The sequence below is a fragment of the Roseomonas mucosa ATCC BAA-692 genome (assembly GCF_000622225.1).
GTDB classification, from domain to species: Bacteria; Pseudomonadota; Alphaproteobacteria; order Acetobacterales; family Acetobacteraceae; genus Roseomonas; species Roseomonas mucosa.
In genome coordinates, this window is sequence record NZ_JHWD01000040.1 from 1 (window position 1) to 16,689 (window position 16,689).

Genomic DNA, 16,689 nt, shown 5'->3' on the forward strand with positions numbered 1-16,689 from the left:
AGGAACTCGCCTTCCTCGGCATCGAGAGCTCACCGGCCTTCGTGCGTGCGCCCGAAGGCAATGGCTGCGCAGAGCGCTTCATCCGAACCCTGAAGGAGAACCTCCTCTGGGTGCGGACCTTCAGCACCGTTGAGGACCTGCGCCGGGCGCTGCTCGACTTCCGCCAAGCCTACAACACCACCTGGCTGATCGAGCGGCACGGCTTCAACTCACCCAGCACCATCCGCGCAGAACAGCTTTCATCCGCGGCACTCGCCGCGTAGGCTCAATCACGGTGTCTCACCAACCGCGGGCGGTACACGCCCATGCTGTCGCGGCAGTTGGAGACAGGGCTGGCCGGCCTGCGCTACCCGGCTCCGCCGGCCTGAACGGCGCGCAGCCCTTGCCGCGCGGCGCCGCCAGGGAGCCGCCCGGGTTCCTCCGGGCGGCCCTGCGCGATCAGGCGCGCTGCGATGCCACGGCCGGCGCCGGGGCGGCGGCGGCACGTTCGGCCTCGGCCGCCTCTCGCCCCCAGCGGGTGGCGAGCGTGGCGCAGACCATGAGCTGGATCTGGTGGAACAGCATGATCGGCAGCACGATCATGCTCACCGCCTGCCCGCTGAACAGCAGGCTCGCCATCGGGATGCCGCTGGCGAGGCTCTTCTTGGAGCCGCAGAAGAGGATCGTGATCCGGTCCTCGCGCGAAAAGCCGGCGGCGCGGGTGTACCAGTGCAGCAGCAGCATCACCACCGCCAGCAGCGCGGCATTGGCCAGCAGCAGGACCACGATGCTCATCACGTCCACCTGGTGCCACAACCCGTTCACCACGCCCTCGCTGAAGGCGCCATAGACGACAAAGAGGATCGAGGAGCGGTCCACATAGCCCACCAGCTGCTTGTGCCGGTTCAGCACCGGCATCAGCCAGCGGCGCACCAGCTGGCCCAGCACGAAGGGTAGCAGCAGTTGCAGCATGATGCCGCGGATCGCCCCGAAGGAGATGCCGCTCTCGCCGTTCGTGGTCATCAGCACGCCGACCAGCAGCGGCGTCAGCACGATGCCGACGAGGTTCGAGACCGAGGCCGCGCAGAGCGCCGCAGGCACGTTGCCGCGCGCGATCGAGGTGAAGGCGATGGAGGACTGCACGGTGGAAGGCAGCACGCCGACGAAGACGATGCCCAGCGCCAGCATCTCGCCCAGCGCCGGGCGCATGGCATAGCTCAGGCCGATGGCCAGGATCGGGAAGAGCAGGTAGGTCGAGAGGAAGACCACCAGCTGCAGCTTCCAGTTCGTCACGCCGGCCATCACGGCCTCCCGCGACAGGCGGGCGCCGTAGAGGAAGAACAGCAGGGCGATGGCGAAGTTGGTGGCATAGTCCACCACCTCCGCCGCCTCCCCCCGGGCAGGCAGGATGCTGGCCAGCACCACCATGCCGATGATCAGGAGGATATAGGGATCGATCCGCAGGCGGGCCAGGATCGAACGCCTGGCCGGCGGAGCGGCGCTGGATGGGTTTGCGGCCACGGGAAACGCCCCTGTCACAGGAATGACTTCGAGTATCGGGGCTTCCTTTGCCCATTCGCGCCAAAAATGACAGAATTAACAGTCATTGCCGAATCCAATGATCCAGTCATCCTTCGACCCGCTGCTGCTGCGCACCTTCCTGGCCGTCGCGGAAACCCGGCACTTCACCGCCGCCGGGCAGCGCCTGGGGCTGAGCCAGTCCACCGTCAGCCAGCATATCCGCCGGCTGGAGGAACAGGCCGGGCGGCCCCTGCTGCTGCGCGACACGCATTCCGTCACCCTCACCACCGATGGCGAAGCGATGCGGGGCTTCGCCACCACCATCCTGGAGGCCCATGCCCGCGCCGCCGCCTTCTTCGCCGGCACGGAGCTGCGCGGGCGCCTGCGCTTCGGCACCTCGGAGGACCTCGTCTCCTCCCGCCTGCCGGAGATCCTGCGCGAGTTCGTGCGCTCCAACCCGGCGGTGGACCTCGACCTGACCGTGGGGCTCAGCGCCCTGCTCTACGACCGGCTGGATGCCGGGGAACTCGACCTGATCTGCGCCAAGCGCCGCCCCGGCGAGCGGCGCGGCCGGCCGGTCTGGCGGGAGCGGCTGGCCTGGATCGGCACCGCCGGCACCGTCCTGGACCCTTCGGCGCCCCTGCCCCTGGTCGCCTATCCCAACCGCTCCATCACCCGCGCCCTGGCGCTCGAGGCGCTGGAACGCGCCGGGCGGCGCTGGCGCATGTCCTGCTCCTCCGGCAGCCTGAGCGGGCTGACCGCCGCCGTCCTAGCCGGACTCGGCGTCACCGCGCAGTCGCGGCTGCTGCTGGGTGGCGCGCTGGTGGAGATCCCGGGGCCGGAACTGGATGAGGTGGAGTTCGTCGTGACAGGCCGTGGCGAAAGGCTGCACGGCGCCGCCGCGGCCCTGGCCGATGTCATCCTCCTGAACGCCACCCACCTGCAGCCCGCCGGCTGATCCCCGCCCGGCGCACGGGGCGGCGCCCCAGGCCACGCCCATCGCGATTCCACCGGTAGGCGGTGCCGGCGCCTCGGGGCAGAATCGGCACCGGACATCACGGGACATACTCCATGACGGAAACCGGCAAGGCGGGGACGGGCGGCCAGGCCCACCATCCCCTGCTGCGGCGGCGCGACGGCCACCATGCCCGCGTCACCTTCGAGGAACTCTTCTTCGACCTCGTCTATGTCTTCGCCGTCACCCAGGTCTCGCACGGGTTGCTGCACCATCTCGGCATGGCCGGGGCGGTGGAGGCGCTGATCCTCTGGTTCGCGGTCTGGCTGGGCTGGCAGTACACCTGCTGGGTCACGAACTGGTTCAACCCGGAGACGCCGCCGATCCGTGGGCTGCTCTTCGGCACCATGCTGGCCGGGCTGGTGATGGCGGCCGCCCTGCCCCAGGCCTTCGGCGACCGTGGCCTCGTCTTCGCCCTGGCCTATGCCGCCATGCAGGTGGGACGCACGGGCTTCATCGCCTGCCAGCTTCCCGCCGGGCATCCCCTGGCCGCCAACTACCGGCGGATGCTGGGCTGGGTCTGCATCGCGGCGGTGTTCTGGATCCTCGGCGGGCTGGCCCCGGCGCCCTGGCGGCACCTGCTCTGGGTCCTGGCCGTCCTCTGCGAATATGTCTCGCCCATGTTCGGCTTCGCCCTGCCGGGGCTGGGGCGCTCCCGGACGCGGGACTGGACCATCGAGGGCGGCCATCTCGCCGAGCGCTGCCAGCTCTTCGTCATCGTCGCCCTGGGCGAGACGGTGCTGGTCACCGGTGCCACCCTGGCCGACGAGGGAGCCTGGGACCCACCCACCCTGATCGCCTTCCTGTCCGCCTTCTTCGGCAGCCTCGCCATGTGGTGGGTCTATTTCGGCACCAGCAGCCGCGACGGCAGCACGGTGATCACCCATTCCCCCGATCCCGGCCGGATCGGCGCCCTGTTCCACTACATCCACGCCATCCTGCTCGCCGGGATCATCGTCACGGCCGTCGGCAACGACCTCGTCATCGCCCATCCCGATGGGCGCATGACCGTGGCAGCGGCGGCCACGCTGATCGGCGGGCCGGCGCTCTACCTCTTCGGCTCCGGCTTCTACAAGCGCGTGGTCTATGGCATCTGGCCGTCGTCGCATCTCGGTGGCCTCGCCGTGCTCGCCCTGATGGTGCCCTTCGCCTTCACCACGGACCTGCTGATGATCGGCGCCCTGACCACCCTGGTGATGCTGGCCGTGGGCTTCTGGGAAAGCCGCATCCTGCGCCCCAACCCGGAAGCAAGGCTGGCCGGGATGTCGCATTGATACGGAGAGCGACGCCTGACCTCTGGCGCCGCGCTTATGGCGATCCCCTGGGGGAGGCTCCGCCTGCCCCCGGATCCCTCCACCGCCGGGGATATGGTATATCCCCGGACCCCGCCTTTCGCTGGCTCTTCGTGGTTGCCGCCAGCCTGCGGTCCGATCCCGGGGAGCGAGTGGGATCAGCAGGGCGCCCGGAAGAAGAAAGACACCTTGTCCGCGCTGGCAACGCCCGCAGCCGCCGGGAAGCATCGCTTCCCGGCGTGATCCGGCATCAGCGGGCACCAACGAAAATGGGTCCAGGGCACGCAGTGTCCTGGCGGATGGGGGGTTTGGGGGGAAGGCGGAGCCTTGCCCCCAATCCGGGCGCCAGGGACCGGGCCGCCGCGCGCCACTCCCGGCGAGAGCCGACGGCTACCGGCCCAGAACCTCGCCCAGAACGGCAGCGAAGCGGTCGATATCCGCTTCCTCCACCCAGACATGCGCGCTGATCCGCAGCACGCCGAGCCGGTCGCTGGCGAAGGCGCCCCGTTCCGCCAGGGCCGGGACCAGATGGGCCGGCAGCCCGCCCGGCAAGCGCAGGCCCAGGATATGCGGCGAGCGGCGGTGGCGCGGCGGACAGGCGAGGCCCATCGCCTCCAGCCGCTCCGCCAGCCGGTCGGTCAGCCCACGCAGCCGTGCCTCCACCGCCGCCACGCCCCAGGATTCCACCAGTTCCATCCCGGTCGCCGCCATGGGCAGCGCCACCGGGTCGTCGCGCTCGCCCCGGTCGTAGCGCGCGGCACCCGGCGCGGGATGGCCCCCCGGCATGTTGAAGCCGTTCTCCTCCAGCGGCAGGCCGGACTGGCGCTCCGGCGCGGCATAGAGAAAGGCCAGGCTGTAGGGGCCCAACACCCATTTATAGGTGGGGAAGGCCAGGAAATCCGGCCGCCAACGCCCGGCATCCACCGGCAGCACGCCCACCGCCTGGGTGGCGTCCACCACCACCGCCCCGCCCTGCCGCCGGACCGCCGGGATCACCCGGTCCAGGTCGATCGGCGTGCCGTCGCACCAGTGCAACGGCGTCAGCGTGGCGACGCCCAGGGGTGCCGCGCCGGGGCGGTCGATCGCCTCCAGCAGCGCGGTGGTCCAGTCGCCATCCGCCGGGCGTGGCACGGTGTCCACCACCAGCCCGCGCTGCCGCGCCAGCCGGTCCCAGGGCAGGCAGAGGGAGGGGAACTCGTCCTGCACGCGCAGCACGCGCGAGCCCGGGGGCGGTTCCAGGTTCAGCGCCGCCGTGGCGATCCCGTGGCTGACGGAGCCGGTGATGGCGATGTCGCCGGGCGCCGCGCCAACCAGCCGCGCCGCCGCGGCACGGGCACGCAGGCCCCAGCGCGCGGCCTCGCTGCGCGGCACCGTCCAGGGATGGCTCTTGCCGGCCACCCCGGCCTCGCCCGCCGCCCGCACCGAACGCGGCAGCGGCGAATAGGCGGCGGCGTCGAGATAGGCGATCCCTTCGGGGATCTCGAAGAGGGCGCGCTGGCTGGACAGGGGCGGGGTCGGGATCATGGCCCGGCCAGGGAAGAACGGCGGACCCCGCCTGTCCAGACCGGCCGCCCACCGGGCCTCAGCGCCGTCCGGGCAGGGCCGCCGCGCTCTCCTCCCAGGCCGTCTCGGCGAGGCTCCCCGGCTCGCTTCCCGTCGCGGGCCTCTGTCCGGGCGCGGGGTGGGCACCGATCCCGGGCAGGGTCAGGATCACCGCGAAACCGTCGACCGAGTCGCTGCGGAAACGCAGGCTGCCGCCATGGGCGCGCACCACCTCGTCGGCGATGGCAAGGCCGAGCCCGGCGCCACCGCGCCCCTCGCCGCGCGGATGGAAGGGCTCCCGCACCCGGGCCCAGAGGGCGGGCGGAATGCCCGGCCCGTCATCCACCACCTCCAGCACGGCATCCCCGTCCTGGCGGAAGATCCGCACCTCCAGCCGCGAGGCCGCGCCATGCTGGAGGGCGTTGTTCACCAGGTTCGCCACGGCCTCCCGCAGGCTGATCGAATCGCCCGGGACGACCACCGGCTCCCCGGGCGCATCCAGCGACAGCACCGGCGCCGCGGCGCCACCGCCGTCCACCGGCAGGTCCAGCAGGATTCTCCGCGCCAGCGCCACGAGGTCCACCGGCTCCGGCGGCACCACATCGGGCCGGTGCGTCACCATGGCATGATTGAACAATTGCCCCACCAGCCGGCCGAGCTGTTCCGTGCGGGCGGCGATGCGCCGGAGCTGGGTGGCCCGGCGCGCGGGATCGCCTTCCACCGACAGGAGATCGACCTGCGACGCCAACCCCGCGAGCGGCGTGCGGAGCTGGTGCGCGGCATCGCCGATCATGCGCTGCATCATGCCGATCCGCCGGTCCAGCCGCACCATGAAGCCGTCGATGGCGCCGACCAGCGCGGCGATCTCTGGCGGCGCCGCCACCGCCAGCGGGCTCAGGTCGCGCGGGTCGCGCTCGCGCAGCGCATCCTGCACCCGTTCCAGCGGCGCCAGCACGTGCTTGATGGCCAGCAGCGTCGCCAGCAGCGCCAGGCCGGTCAGCAGCAGCACGCCCAGGATGGCCTTGCCCGCGATGTCGCGCGCCAGCGCCGTGCGCGCGTGCAGCGTCTGCGCCACCGCCACCAGGGCCCAGCCCTCGCCCAGCCGCCGCGTGGTGACCGCGATGCGCACGGGCTCCCCGCGCCAGGCCCCGTCCTCCACCAGCACGCGGCCCTGGCGCAGCAGCGCCTGTTCCCGCGGCGTCATCGGGCCGAGCGCGAGGTCCGGCGACCCCGCCACCACGACGCCGCGCGGGTCCACCACCTTGTAGGCGACGCGGTCCATGGCGGAGAGCGAGGCCAGGACGGAGATCGGCGGCTCCACCGCCACCATGACGCCCTGCTGGTAGGTGTTCTCGGCGATCTGCGAGGCGCCATAGCGCAGCAGCGTGTCATGGGCGCTGCCGGCCGTCACCCAGGCATAGTACCAGCCCGCCACCGCGAAGCAGGCGCCGACCGAGCCTAGCACGAGCATCAGCAGCACCGCCACCCGCGCATGCAGGGAACGCACCGCGCTCATCGCGGCACGAGCTGGTAGCCGAGGCCGCGCAGCGTGCGGATCTCGGCGCGGGAGGCGGCGATCTTGCGGCGCAGCCGGGCGACATACTGCTCCACCGCATTGGCCCCGGCGGCGCCGTCCAGCCCGAAGAGCCGTTCCACGATCTGCTCCTTGCCGACGATGCGGCCGCCCCGCGCCACGAGGATCTCCAGCAGCGCCAGCTCCCGCCGCGTGAGGTCCAGCGGCTCGCCCTCCACGCTCGCGATGCGGCCGGACAGGTCGATGGCGATGTCGCCGAAGCGCAGCGCGTTGGTGGCGCTGCCGCTGCCCCGCCGCAGCAGGGCGCGGACGCGCGCCTCTAGCTCCAGGAAGTCGAAGGGCTTCACCAGGTAGTCGTCGGCACCGAGGTCCAGCGCCCCGACCCGGTCCGCCACGCCGGAACGCGCCGTCAGCATCAGCACCGGTGTCGCCAGCCGCCGCTCGCGCGCATGGCGCAGCAGCGCCAGCCCGTCCGGCGGCGGCAGCATCACATCGAGGATGAAGAGATCGTAGGGCTGCACGTCCATGCGCGCCGCGGCCCCCTCGCCGTCGCGCTCCCAGTCCACCTCGTGCCCCATCCGCTGCAGACGGGCCTGGATGCCCTCGCCCACATCCGCCGTGTCCTCGACCAACAGGATCCGCATCGCACCGCACTGTCATATCGCAACGCAGCAACGATTTTTGCGCGCCCGTCAGTTTGGCAACAGATTGCGGAGATATCCAGGGCGCAAGCCCGGCCCGTGAGAGGACCGGGGAAACAGGGAAGAGAGGGTCCGCAAATGGATGCTGCCGCCCCGGATGCGTCCGTGCCGCTGCTGTCGGTGCAGGATGTCACGTTGCAGTACAAGACGGAGGATTCCGTCGTCACCGCCACGCACCGCGTCGGCTTCGATGTCTATCCCTCCGACCGCTACATCCTGCTCGGCCCTTCAGGCTGCGGCAAGTCCACGCTGCTGAAGGCGATCGGCGGCTATCTCACCCCCTCCGAAGGCGAGATCCGGCTCAAGGGGCGCGAGGTGCGCCATCCCGGCCCGGACCGCATGATGGTCTTCCAGGAGTTCGACCAGCTGCTGCCCTGGAAGACTGTGCGGGAGAACGTGATGTTCGCCCTCACCGCCAGCGGCCGCGCCAGGGGCGCCGAGGCGCGCGACCGCGCCGACAGCTATATCGAGAAGGTCGGCCTGGCGAAGTTCGCCGACAGCTTCCCGCACATGCTGTCCGGCGGCATGAAGCAGCGCGTGGCGATCGCCCGCGGCATGGCGATGGAGCCGGACGTGCTGCTGATGGACGAGCCCTTCGCCGCGCTCGACGCCCTGACCCGGCGCCGGATGCAGGAGGAGCTGCTGCGCCTGTGGGACGACACGCGCTTCACCGTGCTCTTCGTCACCCATTCCATCGAGGAAGCCATCCGCGTCGGCACGCGCATCCTGCTGCTCTCGCCGCATCCCGGGCAGGTGAAGGCGGAGCTGAACAGCGTCCCGCCCGAGCTGCTGGGCACCGCCGCCGCGGCGGAGCTGGAGACGCGCATCAACGACATGCTCTTCGTGCACTGAGGAACGACTCATGAGCATCACCGTGAATGGCGGCCCCCTGGTCGCGCGCCCCGAGATCGTCCGCGAGCCGTCCCGCAGCGGGATCGGCGAGATCAACAAGCCGATCTCCGCCTGGGAATCCGTCTACCGCATCGGCGCGCTGCGCAAGGCGCTGATCCTCCTCGTCCTGGCCCTGGTCTGGGAGGCCTATGGGCGCTGGCTCGACAACCCGCTGCTCTTCCCGCCCTTCACCGCCACGGTGCAGGCGCTGTTCGAGAACCTCGCCAACGGCATCATCCCCGCCCGCACGCTGATCTCGCTGCGCACGCTGGTCGTCGGCTACGCCATCGGCATCGCCCTGGCAGCCGTGCTGACCACCATCGCCATCGGCTCGCGCATCGGCACGGACCTGCTGGAAACCCTGACGGCCATGTTCAACCCGCTGCCGGCCATCGCGCTGCTGCCGCTGGCGCTGATCTGGTTCGGCCTGGGATCGGGCAGCGTGATCTTCGTGCTGGTGCATTCCGTGCTCTGGGCCATCGCGCTGAACACCCATGCCGGCTTCCGCTCGGTGTCCAAGACGCTGCGCATGGTGGGGCAGAACTACGGGCTGACCGGGCTGCGGCTGGTGAAGGACATCCTGATCCCCGCCGCCTTCCCCTCGATCCTCACCGGCCTCAAGGTCGGCTGGGCCTTTGCCTGGCGCACGCTGATCGCGGCGGAGCTGGTCTTCGGTGTCTCCTCCGGCTCCGGCGGCCTCGGCTGGTTCATCTTCGAGAACCGCAACCAGCTGGAGACGGCCAATGTCTTCGCCGGGCTGTTCTTCGTGATCCTGATCGGCCTCTTCGTGGAGAGCTTCATCTTCGCCAACATCGAGAAGCGCACGATCCGCCGCTGGGGCATGCAGCACTGACCGGCCGTCGTACGAACCTCGTCCAACGATAAGACAGAACGGGAGCGTCCCATGCAACGTCGCCAGATCCTCACCGCCGGTGCCGCCCTTTCCGCGGCGCTGGCCACCCCCGCCCTGCTGATCCGCCGCGCCCATGCGGAGGCCGGCAAGCTCCGCCTTTCCCACGGCTACGGCATCCTGTACCTGCCGCTCATCGTGATGCGCGACCAGAAGCTGCTGGAGAAGCACGCCGATGCGGCGGGCCTCGGCCCCATCGACGTCTCCTGGCAGATGCTCGATGGCGGCAACGTCATCAACGACGCGATGCTGGCGGGCTCCCTCGACATCGCAGGCACCGGCGCGCCGGGCTTCATCACCCTCTGGTCGCGGGCCCGGGGCATCCCCCGCTCCGAGATCATCGGCGTCAGCGGCATGAGCACCTGCACCCTGTCGCTCAACACCAACCGGCCGAACATCCGCTCGCTCGCGGACTTCACGCCGGGCGACAAGATTGCCCTGCCCGGCATCAAGACCTCGCTCGCGGCCGTGGTGCTGCAGATGCTGGTGGCCAAGCAGTTCGGCCAGGCGAACTACGCGAAGCTCGACCCGATGACGGTCGGCCTGCCGCATCCCGAGGCCTTCACCGCGCTGATGAGCGGCAAGACCGAGATCGCGGCGCATTTCGCCTCGCCGCCCTATTCGAGCCGCGAGCTGGAGGACCCCCGCATCCACCGGGTGATCGCGGCCAGCGAGGTTCTGGGCAATGCCACGCTGGACGTGACCTTCGCCCCGCGCCAGTTCGTCAACAACAACCCGAAGATCATGGCGGCCTTCCTCGCGGCCCAGGATGAGGCCAACAAGATGATCGTCTCCGATCCGGTGAAGGCGGCAGGCATCTTCAACCGCGTCTCCCCGACCGGCAGCACGGACGAGGCGGTGGTGGCCATGCTGAAGGAGCCCGACACCAAGTTCGACACGACGCCGCACGGGCTGATGGAATACGCGAACTTCATGGGCGCCGTGGGCACCATCCGCAACAAGCCGGCGAAGTGGCAGGACCTGTTCATGCCGGAGCTGCACGAGCGCCCCGGTTCATGAGGCCGGGTTCGTGAGGCCCGCCGCATGGCATCCGGCCCGGGATGTCCTCAGGCCGCGGCGTCCGCCGCCGCGACCTCCCGCGCCCGCCCGCCCTCGGCCATCAGGGTCCTGACCCGCGGGAAGGCCACGAGCTGGCGGCGGTACAGGCCGGCGGCGGCACCGATCATCGTGCCGCCCCGGCGCAACAGGGCATCGCCCCATTCCACGATGCGCAGATTGGGCCAGGCCTTGGGCCGGATGCGCAGGATCTCCTCGTAGATCGCCTCCGCCGGCAGGTCCGGCCGGGCCTGCGCCAGGATCAGCGCCATGGCCGCGGTCGAACGCGAGATGCCGGCATGGCAATGCACCAGCAGCCGCCCGCCCGGCTCCGCCAGCAGGCCGGCGCCGAAGGCCAGGATCTGCTCCACATGCTCCCGCTCCGGCCGGACCATGCCCGGCATCTCCTCGATCACGTCGTGGAAGCGCAGCTCCAGCTTCCGGTGCTCGCCGAAGCGGCCGAAGCTCTCCGGGACAGGCCATTCCGGGTCGAGGATGGAGAGCACGTGGCTCACCCCGGCCTCGCAATGGCCGTCCAGCTCCTCGATGCCACAGATTCCGATGCCGAAAGGTGCGATGGGGTCCATGTCCCTGGCTTAGCGCCGGGGCAGGCCGCTTGCCACTCCACAGACGGCGCGGTTGCGCACGCGCCCCTTCTCGCGGTGAGGGCGGCGCAGACCTTGATCCGGGTGTTTGCAGGCGGGATTTCGTGCCAGCAACCGGAGTTGATCCAAAAAGAGATATAAACATTCAGGGTTGCTGAAACTTGTGACGCATCACGAATGGGTTGAGTGATCCCTAGGCACCCTTTAAGATGCCGTTAATCCCGTGCGGAGATCACAGCCCTGGCTGTCTCCAACGGGCGGCACGGAGATTGGCGGGAACCGGATGAAGCGCTTGGTGATCGATCTCGACGGCACGCTGACCATCGACGACCCCCAACTCGACTATCCCAGCAAGCGCCCCAACCTCGCGGTGGTGGAGAAGCTGCGGGAATACAAGGCGCAGGGCTTCGAGATCGTCGTCTGCACCGCGCGCAACATGCGCACCCACCAGGGCAATGTCGGGCTGATCAACGTCCACACCCTGCCCGTCATCACCGACTGGCTGCGCCGCCACGACATCCCCTATGACGAGATCCATGTCGGCAAGCCGTGGTGCGGGCATGACGGCTTCCATGTGGACGACAAGGCCCTGCGCCCCGACGAGTTCGTCCGCATGAGCCACGAGGAGATTGCGGCCCTCCTCCATCTCGGCCGGAACGCGGCATGAGCCACGACGCCCCGCTCGCCCTGATCACCTCGGCCGCCTATGTGAACGCCGAGATCGGCGCCGAATTCGGCCAGTTGCCGCCCTGCTTCCTGCCCTTCGGGCACAACCGCCTCTTCACCCCGCAGATCGCCAGCCTGCGCCGCCTGGGCGAGCGCGTGGTGCTGACCCTGCCGCAGAGCTTCGAGCCGGAGGACTGGGACCAGGCCCAGCTCCTGGCCGCCGGCGTGGAACTCCTCTTCATCCCGGACGGGCTCAGCCTTGGCGAAAGCATCGCCTATGCCCTGACCCTCTCGGACGCCCGCGGCCCGGTGCGCATCCTGCACGGCGACACGCTCTTCCTCGAAGCCCTGCCGGACACGCTGGACGAGGTCGGCGTGGCCACCAGCGCCGATTCCTACAGCTGGGGCGTCCTCAGCGGCGGGCTGCACGGCAGCTTCGTCAGCCGCCGCCCCGGCACCGCCGCCCGGCAGGACCAGGTCCTCAGCGGCTGGTTCGCCCTCTCCTCCGCCCCGGCCCTGGGCCGTGCCCTGGCCGAGGCGCGGGGCGACTTCCTGCGCGCCCTGGCTCTCTACAACGCCCGCCACCCGCTGACCTTCCGCCTGCTGGACGGCTGGCTGGACTTCGGCCACCTGCAGACCTTCTACCGCTCCCGCGCCAAGGTCAGCACGGCCCGCGCCTTCAACGCCATCGCCGTCGCCGGCCGCTCCGTACTCAAGACCGGCGAGAAGAGCGACAAGCTTTCCGCCGAGGCCGACTGGTTCGAGAACATCCCCCCGCCGCTGCGCCTGCATGCCCCGCCCTTCCTGGGGCGCGAGGGCAATGGCTACCGCATCGGCTATGAGTTCAGCCCGACGCTGCACGAGCTCTTCGTCTTCGGGCGGCTGGAACAGGCGAGCTGGGCGCGCATCATGGAAGGCTGCTTCGACTTCCTGCGCACCGCCCGGCAGCTCGGCGCCGAGGCCGCCCCCGCGCACCTGCCGCCCGACGCGCTGCGCGTCCTGGCCCTCGACAAGACCGCCGCGCGGCTGGAGCAATGGGCCCGCGCCAGCCGCATCGACCTCGACACCGAATGGCGCTCGGGCGGGCGGCGCCTCCCCTCGCTCCGCCGCATCGCGGACGAGACCGCCGCCATCGCCGCCGCCACCGACCCCCTGCCCGGCGTCATGCACGGGGACCTGTGCTTCCCCAACACCTTCTTCGATTTCCGGCAGCAGCAGATCAAGGTGATCGATCCGCGCGGTTCCGTCCGCGACGGGGAGCACACGGTCTTCGGCGACCTGCGCTACGACCTCGCCAAGCTGAACCATTCGGTCGAGGGCTATGACCTGATCCTCACCGGCCGCTACCAGGTGGAGCAGCCGGAGCCCTATGACCTGACCCTGCACCTGTCGCGCGAAGGGGCCGCCGGCTTCCTGCCCGACATCGCGGCGGAGATGGACCTGCTTGGCCGCCGCACCAGCGATGCGGGCACGCGGGCGCTGACCGTGCATCTCTTCCTCTCGATGCTCCCCCTGCATGCCGACCGGCCCGACCGCCAGCGCGCCTTCCTGGCCAATGCGCTGCGCCTCTATGCCGGGTTGGAGACGCCCGCATGATCGTCTTCCCCATGGCCGGCCTCAGCAGCCGATTCACCAAGGCCGGCTACGACCGGCCGAAATGGATGCTGCCGCTGGCCGGGCGGCCGCTGCTGGACTGGTCCCTGCTCGGCTTCAGCGAAATGTTCGAGAGCGAGACCTTCCTGCTGATCCATCTCGACCGGCCGGGCGTCGCGGAATTCGTGCGCGCCCGGGCCGAGGCGATCGGCATCCGGAACCTGCGGATGGTCGCCCTGCCGGAACCCACGCGGGGGCAGGCGGAGACCGTGCAACTCGGCCTCGACGGCGCGGAAGTGCAGAACGGGGAACCGGTCACCATCTTCAACATCGATACCATCCGGCCCGGCGTGCGCAAGGCGAGCTTCGACGGCACGGCGGGCTGGCTGGAATGCTTCCTGGGGGAAGGCGACCACTGGTCCTTCGTCCGCCCCACCGACCCGGCCAACCCGCCGGAAGGCGTGGCCGCCGAGGTGGTGGAGAAGCGCCGAATCGCGCCCTTCTGCTGCTCGGGCCTGTATCATTTCGGGTCGGCCACCCTGTTCCGCGACGCCTATGCGCGGGAACTGGCGGCGCCCTCGACCAACGAACTCTATGTGGCGCCGATGTACCGGCACCTGATCGGGGCCGGACACGAGGTACGTTATGGGACCATCCCGATGGAGGAGATTTTCTTCAGCGGGACACCGGCGGAATACGAGGCGCTGCTCGCGGACACGACGGCGTTGCGCCTGACTTTTCCGGGCCTGTGATCGCACCACCGCGCCATCCGGGCCGTCCCACCGCATGAAAAGACACCAGAAAAGGAACCCCGGATGGGCGTGAAAGTCAGCGTCATCTGCACCGGGCAGCTTCGCGACCCCTTCGAGTTCGGCATCATCATGACGCGGCTCCTGAACCTTCGGGAACAGGGCCGAATCGATCAGTTGATCCTATCCTCCTGGAAGGATGATCTGATCGCCTCGCCCGAGGTGCTGACGGCCCTGCGGCGCGCCGGGTTCCAGGTGGTTCTGAGCGATCTGCCGGTCATCCCAGGCCCAGGTGTGTGCTGGTTCCAGAAGCGGCAGTTGGCCGCTGGACTGCAACTGGTCGAGCCGGGCTCCATCGTCGCCAAGGTTCGCACCGATAAGTGCGCGCATCTGATTGAGCGTGTGGTGCTGCACGCCAATCAGCGGCGGGAGACCATCGCGGATGAGCCTGAGGCCGGTGCCTATCGCCGCCAGGTCTCGGCCACCAACATCGTCACCAACTGGGTCCTCTCCCATTCCGACTTCACCTTCGTCGGCTTGCGGGAGGATCTGTCGCGCATGACGGTGTGCGACAACACCGACGCTGCCTGGGTGGGCAGCGGTCCGGTCGCCGAGGTGGAGTGGTATCACAGTGCCCTACGCGGCGTGGACCCGGTGACCGACCAATGGATGCGGCACCTCGACGCCGGGTTGCTGGCCCGCAGCCTGACGAAGATGGACCCAAAGACGATCGACCGGGAGGCCCTTGCCGCCCTCTGGCCGATCTTCGCCCGGGCCTGGGTGCTGACCAACACCCATTACCGCATTCTCTACAGCGCGCCCTTCGATGAGGCGAAGCTGCCCCGCGACCTGCCGCTTGCCCTGCTCAACGGACAGGTGGACATGGCGCCGCGTGACGGCCTCGCCCTGATCGGCCCCAAGGTGAAGGTGGGCAACGCGGCGATGGCCCAGGCCCTTTCCGCGCATCCCGCGATTCTGGAAGGGGCTGCGCAAGAGCCGGACCCGGCCAAGGTGGCCGAGGCGTTGCGCCTGCTGCTCGGTGCCTCCGCCGCCAAGGCCATGATCGGCCATCTCTCCACAAGCCACGAGCCCATAGATAGCGCGGGGCTGACCCCGCACACCGTGATGCTGCGGGCCGTGTTCGGCGCAGGGGCAGAGGCGGTGGGTCAAGTTTTTCCCGATCCGGCGAAACTGAACGAGCTGGCGCAGGGGCGCGATCCGGATAATGCGCTACTCGCAGAGGCGGTACGCATTGCCGATGAAGGGCTAGCTACTGGTGATACAATGAAGCTGCGTGCTGCCGCTGAAGTGCTCGCCATGTTGACCTACAAGCGCCATCCGCCAGCCTTGCCTAAATTACTAGCGTTACCAAATCTCGAAATTCTTATAGATATAGAACGCCTTAAGGCACTCTTCCAACGCGCCACATCGTTTGAACCAAAAATATGGGAACTACATCAAGTCCGGACGTTACTTCAGCAGGAAATTTCAAAGTCAACGGCCTAATGTGGGATAAAAAATAATTCTTAGCGAAACAGCTGACATCATCACTATCCGAGTTAATCTCAAGTTTCAGGAACTCATGCGAGATTATAAAGTTTATACGCACGCTGTTAGCGAGGAATGTCGATGGACGGTTGGGACGGCCATCAAATTCGAAAAAAATTGCCTGATAGAGCCTTACGTAGGAATATTCAGAGGTGAGGTACTGAGCAGTATTGGCTCCTTCAGTTACAGCCACTCTCCATTAACTTTAAAAACCCCAATAGGGAGATACTGTTCAATTGCTGGCGGATTACAAACGACAGCAGCACGCCATCCAATAGAAGCCCTGAGCACCAGTTCAGCTTTTTACGACAGAAAGGTTAGCTTCTCCGCTGCTGCTGCACGCGATCTAGGATTTGATTTCACGAAAGATAAGATCCCCAATACTTACAAAATTCCACCCGAGATTGGAAACGATGTCTGGATAGGCGCCAACTGCTTTATAAACCCTGGCATCAAGATTGGTGATGGGTCCGTTATTGCTCGCGCTTCATCAGTGGTAAAAAGCATCCCACCCTATTCAATCGTGGGTGGGAATCCGGCAAAGTTGATAAGGCAACGCTTCAGCACGGAGCTTTCAGATAGGCTTATGGCGACCCGCTGGTGGCGTCATTCACCAAGCCAACTGTCGGAAGCACCTAAAGCTGGTCCAGAGAAATTTGTCGAATGGTACGAAAAAATGGGAGGGTCTCAGCTCGATTCTTTTTCCCCTCCCAAGCTGCACCTATGGGATGAAGTGCGGCTGATAGCTTAGTGATAAAAAAGGGGCTTAACTAGTCGGGTTTGAATAACTGCTTCAGGCTGCCGAGGCGGCGAGCGGGCGACGGTCTGCCGGCTGGATGGCTCCGCGAAGAGCGGCGAGGAGAGCCGTCAAAAGGGCCCTGAGGTGGGCGAGGATCTTGCGGATGTTGTGGCCGCAGCCGCAGAGGACGGCGTGGAGGGCATCACCGATGGTGCCCTTGAGGGCGCAGCGGGCGAGGCGGCCGTCGGCCTTCATGTGGCCGATCTCGGGCTCGATGGCGCTGCGGCGGCGGAGCAGCCGGCGCAGGCGGGGCGTGAGGCCGCGGCTGGTGCCGCTGATGAGCACCCT

Annotated in this window: 16 protein-coding genes and 1 pseudogene; 11 read left to right on the forward strand and 6 right to left on the reverse strand. The window is 68.4% G+C overall.

Translation table 11 applies throughout. The annotated features are described in order from the left end of the window. On the forward strand, positions 1–263 hold a 263-nt coding region (locus tag BT98_RS0118995), incomplete at its 5' end, for an integrase core domain-containing protein (RefSeq protein WP_027297403.1). Positions 264–438: 175 nt separating this feature from the next. Here BT98_RS0118995 and BT98_RS0119000 read toward each other — a convergent pair. Further along, positions 439–1,500, reverse strand: a complete 1,062-nt coding sequence (locus BT98_RS0119000; protein WP_051004791.1) for a bile acid:sodium symporter family protein — start codon at positions 1,498–1,500, stop codon at positions 439–441. A 97-nt stretch (positions 1,501–1,597) separates the two neighbouring features. Between BT98_RS0119000 and BT98_RS0119005 the strand changes: the two genes are divergently transcribed. After that, entirely contained in the window at positions 1,598–2,458 is an 861-nt protein-coding gene (locus tag BT98_RS0119005) for a LysR family transcriptional regulator (protein WP_019460895.1), read from the forward strand. 113 nt (positions 2,459–2,571) lie between these two features. Beyond that, on the forward strand, positions 2,572–3,789 hold the full coding sequence (locus tag BT98_RS0119010; RefSeq protein WP_019460894.1) for a low temperature requirement protein A: 1,218 nt from the start codon (positions 2,572–2,574) through the stop codon (positions 3,787–3,789). Between the two features lie 408 nt (positions 3,790–4,197). Here BT98_RS0119010 and BT98_RS0119015 read toward each other — a convergent pair whose 3' ends face one another. From BT98_RS0119015 to BT98_RS0119025, 3 genes are read right to left on the reverse strand one after another with little or no spacing between them, the layout of a single operon-like run. Next, positions 4,198–5,331, reverse strand: coding sequence for an aminotransferase class V-fold PLP-dependent enzyme (locus BT98_RS0119015; protein ID WP_019460893.1), 1,134 nt, complete (start codon positions 5,329–5,331; stop codon positions 4,198–4,200). 58 nt (positions 5,332–5,389) lie between these two features. Beyond that, a complete protein-coding gene (locus BT98_RS25110) occupies positions 5,390–6,865 on the reverse strand; it encodes a sensor histidine kinase (RefSeq protein ID WP_019460892.1) in 1,476 nt (491 codons plus the stop codon). After that, positions 6,862–7,527, reverse strand: coding sequence for a response regulator transcription factor (locus BT98_RS0119025; protein ID WP_019460891.1), 666 nt, complete (start codon positions 7,525–7,527; stop codon positions 6,862–6,864). The genes BT98_RS25110 and BT98_RS0119025 overlap by 4 nt, the downstream gene beginning before the upstream one ends. A 135-nt stretch (positions 7,528–7,662) precedes the next feature. Between BT98_RS0119025 and BT98_RS0119030 the strand changes: the two genes are divergently transcribed. Genes BT98_RS0119030 through BT98_RS0119040 form a run of 3 tightly spaced genes read left to right on the forward strand, consistent with a single transcriptional unit; the run spans position 7,663 to position 10,405 of the window. Then, positions 7,663–8,436 (forward strand): ABC transporter ATP-binding protein, encoded by a 774-nt coding sequence (locus BT98_RS0119030; protein ID WP_019460890.1) that lies wholly within the window; start codon positions 7,663–7,665, stop codon positions 8,434–8,436. Between the two features lie 10 nt (positions 8,437–8,446). After that, positions 8,447–9,328, forward strand: a complete 882-nt coding sequence (locus BT98_RS0119035) for an ABC transporter permease (RefSeq protein WP_019460889.1) — start codon at positions 8,447–8,449, stop codon at positions 9,326–9,328. Between the two features lie 51 nt (positions 9,329–9,379). Then, on the forward strand, positions 9,380–10,405 hold the full coding sequence (locus BT98_RS0119040) for an ABC transporter substrate-binding protein (RefSeq protein WP_019460888.1): 1,026 nt from the start codon (positions 9,380–9,382) through the stop codon (positions 10,403–10,405). 47 nt (positions 10,406–10,452) lie between these two features. Here BT98_RS0119040 and BT98_RS0119045 read toward each other — a convergent pair whose 3' ends face one another. Continuing rightward, a complete protein-coding gene (locus tag BT98_RS0119045; RefSeq protein ID WP_019460887.1) occupies positions 10,453–11,028 on the reverse strand; it encodes a tyrosine phosphatase family protein in 576 nt (191 codons plus the stop codon). Between the two features lie 301 nt (positions 11,029–11,329). Here BT98_RS0119045 and BT98_RS0119050 point away from each other — a divergent pair, with 301 nt between their 5' ends. The 5 genes from BT98_RS0119050 (at position 11,330) to BT98_RS28620 (ending at position 16,353) form a co-directional block, all read left to right on the forward strand. Continuing rightward, the gene (locus BT98_RS0119050) at positions 11,330–11,713 is read left to right on the forward strand and encodes an HAD hydrolase family protein (RefSeq protein ID WP_019460886.1); all 384 of its coding nucleotides are present in this window, start codon (positions 11,330–11,332) and stop codon (positions 11,711–11,713) included. After that, complete coding sequence (locus tag BT98_RS0119055; protein ID WP_019460885.1) at positions 11,710–13,308, forward strand: hypothetical protein; 1,599 nt, start codon at positions 11,710–11,712, stop codon at positions 13,306–13,308. The genes BT98_RS0119050 and BT98_RS0119055 overlap by 4 nt, the downstream gene beginning before the upstream one ends. After that, positions 13,305–14,057, forward strand: a complete 753-nt coding sequence (locus tag BT98_RS0119060) for a glycosyltransferase family protein (protein ID WP_019460884.1) — start codon at positions 13,305–13,307, stop codon at positions 14,055–14,057. Before BT98_RS0119055 ends, BT98_RS0119060 begins: the two co-directional genes overlap by 4 nt. A 63-nt stretch (positions 14,058–14,120) precedes the next feature. After that, a complete protein-coding gene (locus BT98_RS0119065; protein ID WP_019460883.1) occupies positions 14,121–15,560 on the forward strand; it encodes a hypothetical protein in 1,440 nt (479 codons plus the stop codon). A gap of 76 nt (positions 15,561–15,636) precedes the next feature. Then, positions 15,637–16,353: a CatB-related O-acetyltransferase gene (locus BT98_RS28620; protein ID WP_081798668.1), complete on the forward strand. Its 717-nt coding sequence runs from the start codon at positions 15,637–15,639 to the stop codon at positions 16,351–16,353. A gap of 42 nt (positions 16,354–16,395) precedes the next feature. On the opposite strand, the pseudogene BT98_RS0119070 reads toward BT98_RS28620, so the two are convergent. After that, a pseudogene (locus BT98_RS0119070) lies at positions 16,396–16,689 on the reverse strand (IS5/IS1182 family transposase); the annotation flags it as partial.

What these genes read in the sequence shown, in the direction of transcription:
- BT98_RS0119005 (WP_019460895.1), top strand. Translation starts at nt 1,598, where the DNA reads ATGATCCAGTCATCCTTCGACCCGCTGCTGCTGCGCACCTTCCTGGCC.
- BT98_RS0119010 (WP_019460894.1), top strand. Translation starts at nt 2,572, where the DNA reads ATGACGGAAACCGGCAAGGCGGGGACGGGCGGCCAGGCCCACCATCCC.
- BT98_RS0119015 (WP_019460893.1), bottom strand. Translation starts at nt 5,331, where the DNA reads ATGATCCCGACCCCGCCCCTGTCCAGCCAGCGCGCCCTCTTCGAGATC.
- BT98_RS25110 (WP_019460892.1), bottom strand. Translation starts at nt 6,865, where the DNA reads ATGAGCGCGGTGCGTTCCCTGCATGCGCGGGTGGCGGTGCTGCTGATG.
- BT98_RS0119025 (WP_019460891.1), bottom strand. Translation starts at nt 7,527, where the DNA reads ATGCGGATCCTGTTGGTCGAGGACACGGCGGATGTGGGCGAGGGCATC.
- BT98_RS0119030 (WP_019460890.1), top strand. Translation starts at nt 7,663, where the DNA reads ATGGATGCTGCCGCCCCGGATGCGTCCGTGCCGCTGCTGTCGGTGCAG.
- BT98_RS0119035 (WP_019460889.1), top strand. Translation starts at nt 8,447, where the DNA reads ATGAGCATCACCGTGAATGGCGGCCCCCTGGTCGCGCGCCCCGAGATC.
- BT98_RS0119040 (WP_019460888.1), top strand. Translation starts at nt 9,380, where the DNA reads ATGCAACGTCGCCAGATCCTCACCGCCGGTGCCGCCCTTTCCGCGGCG.
- BT98_RS0119045 (WP_019460887.1), bottom strand. Translation starts at nt 11,028, where the DNA reads ATGGACCCCATCGCACCTTTCGGCATCGGAATCTGTGGCATCGAGGAG.
- BT98_RS0119050 (WP_019460886.1), top strand. Translation starts at nt 11,330, where the DNA reads ATGAAGCGCTTGGTGATCGATCTCGACGGCACGCTGACCATCGACGAC.
- BT98_RS0119055 (WP_019460885.1), top strand. Translation starts at nt 11,710, where the DNA reads ATGAGCCACGACGCCCCGCTCGCCCTGATCACCTCGGCCGCCTATGTG.
- BT98_RS0119060 (WP_019460884.1), top strand. Translation starts at nt 13,305, where the DNA reads ATGATCGTCTTCCCCATGGCCGGCCTCAGCAGCCGATTCACCAAGGCC.
- BT98_RS0119065 (WP_019460883.1), top strand. Translation starts at nt 14,121, where the DNA reads ATGGGCGTGAAAGTCAGCGTCATCTGCACCGGGCAGCTTCGCGACCCC.
- BT98_RS28620 (WP_081798668.1), top strand. Translation starts at nt 15,637, where the DNA reads ATGCGAGATTATAAAGTTTATACGCACGCTGTTAGCGAGGAATGTCGA.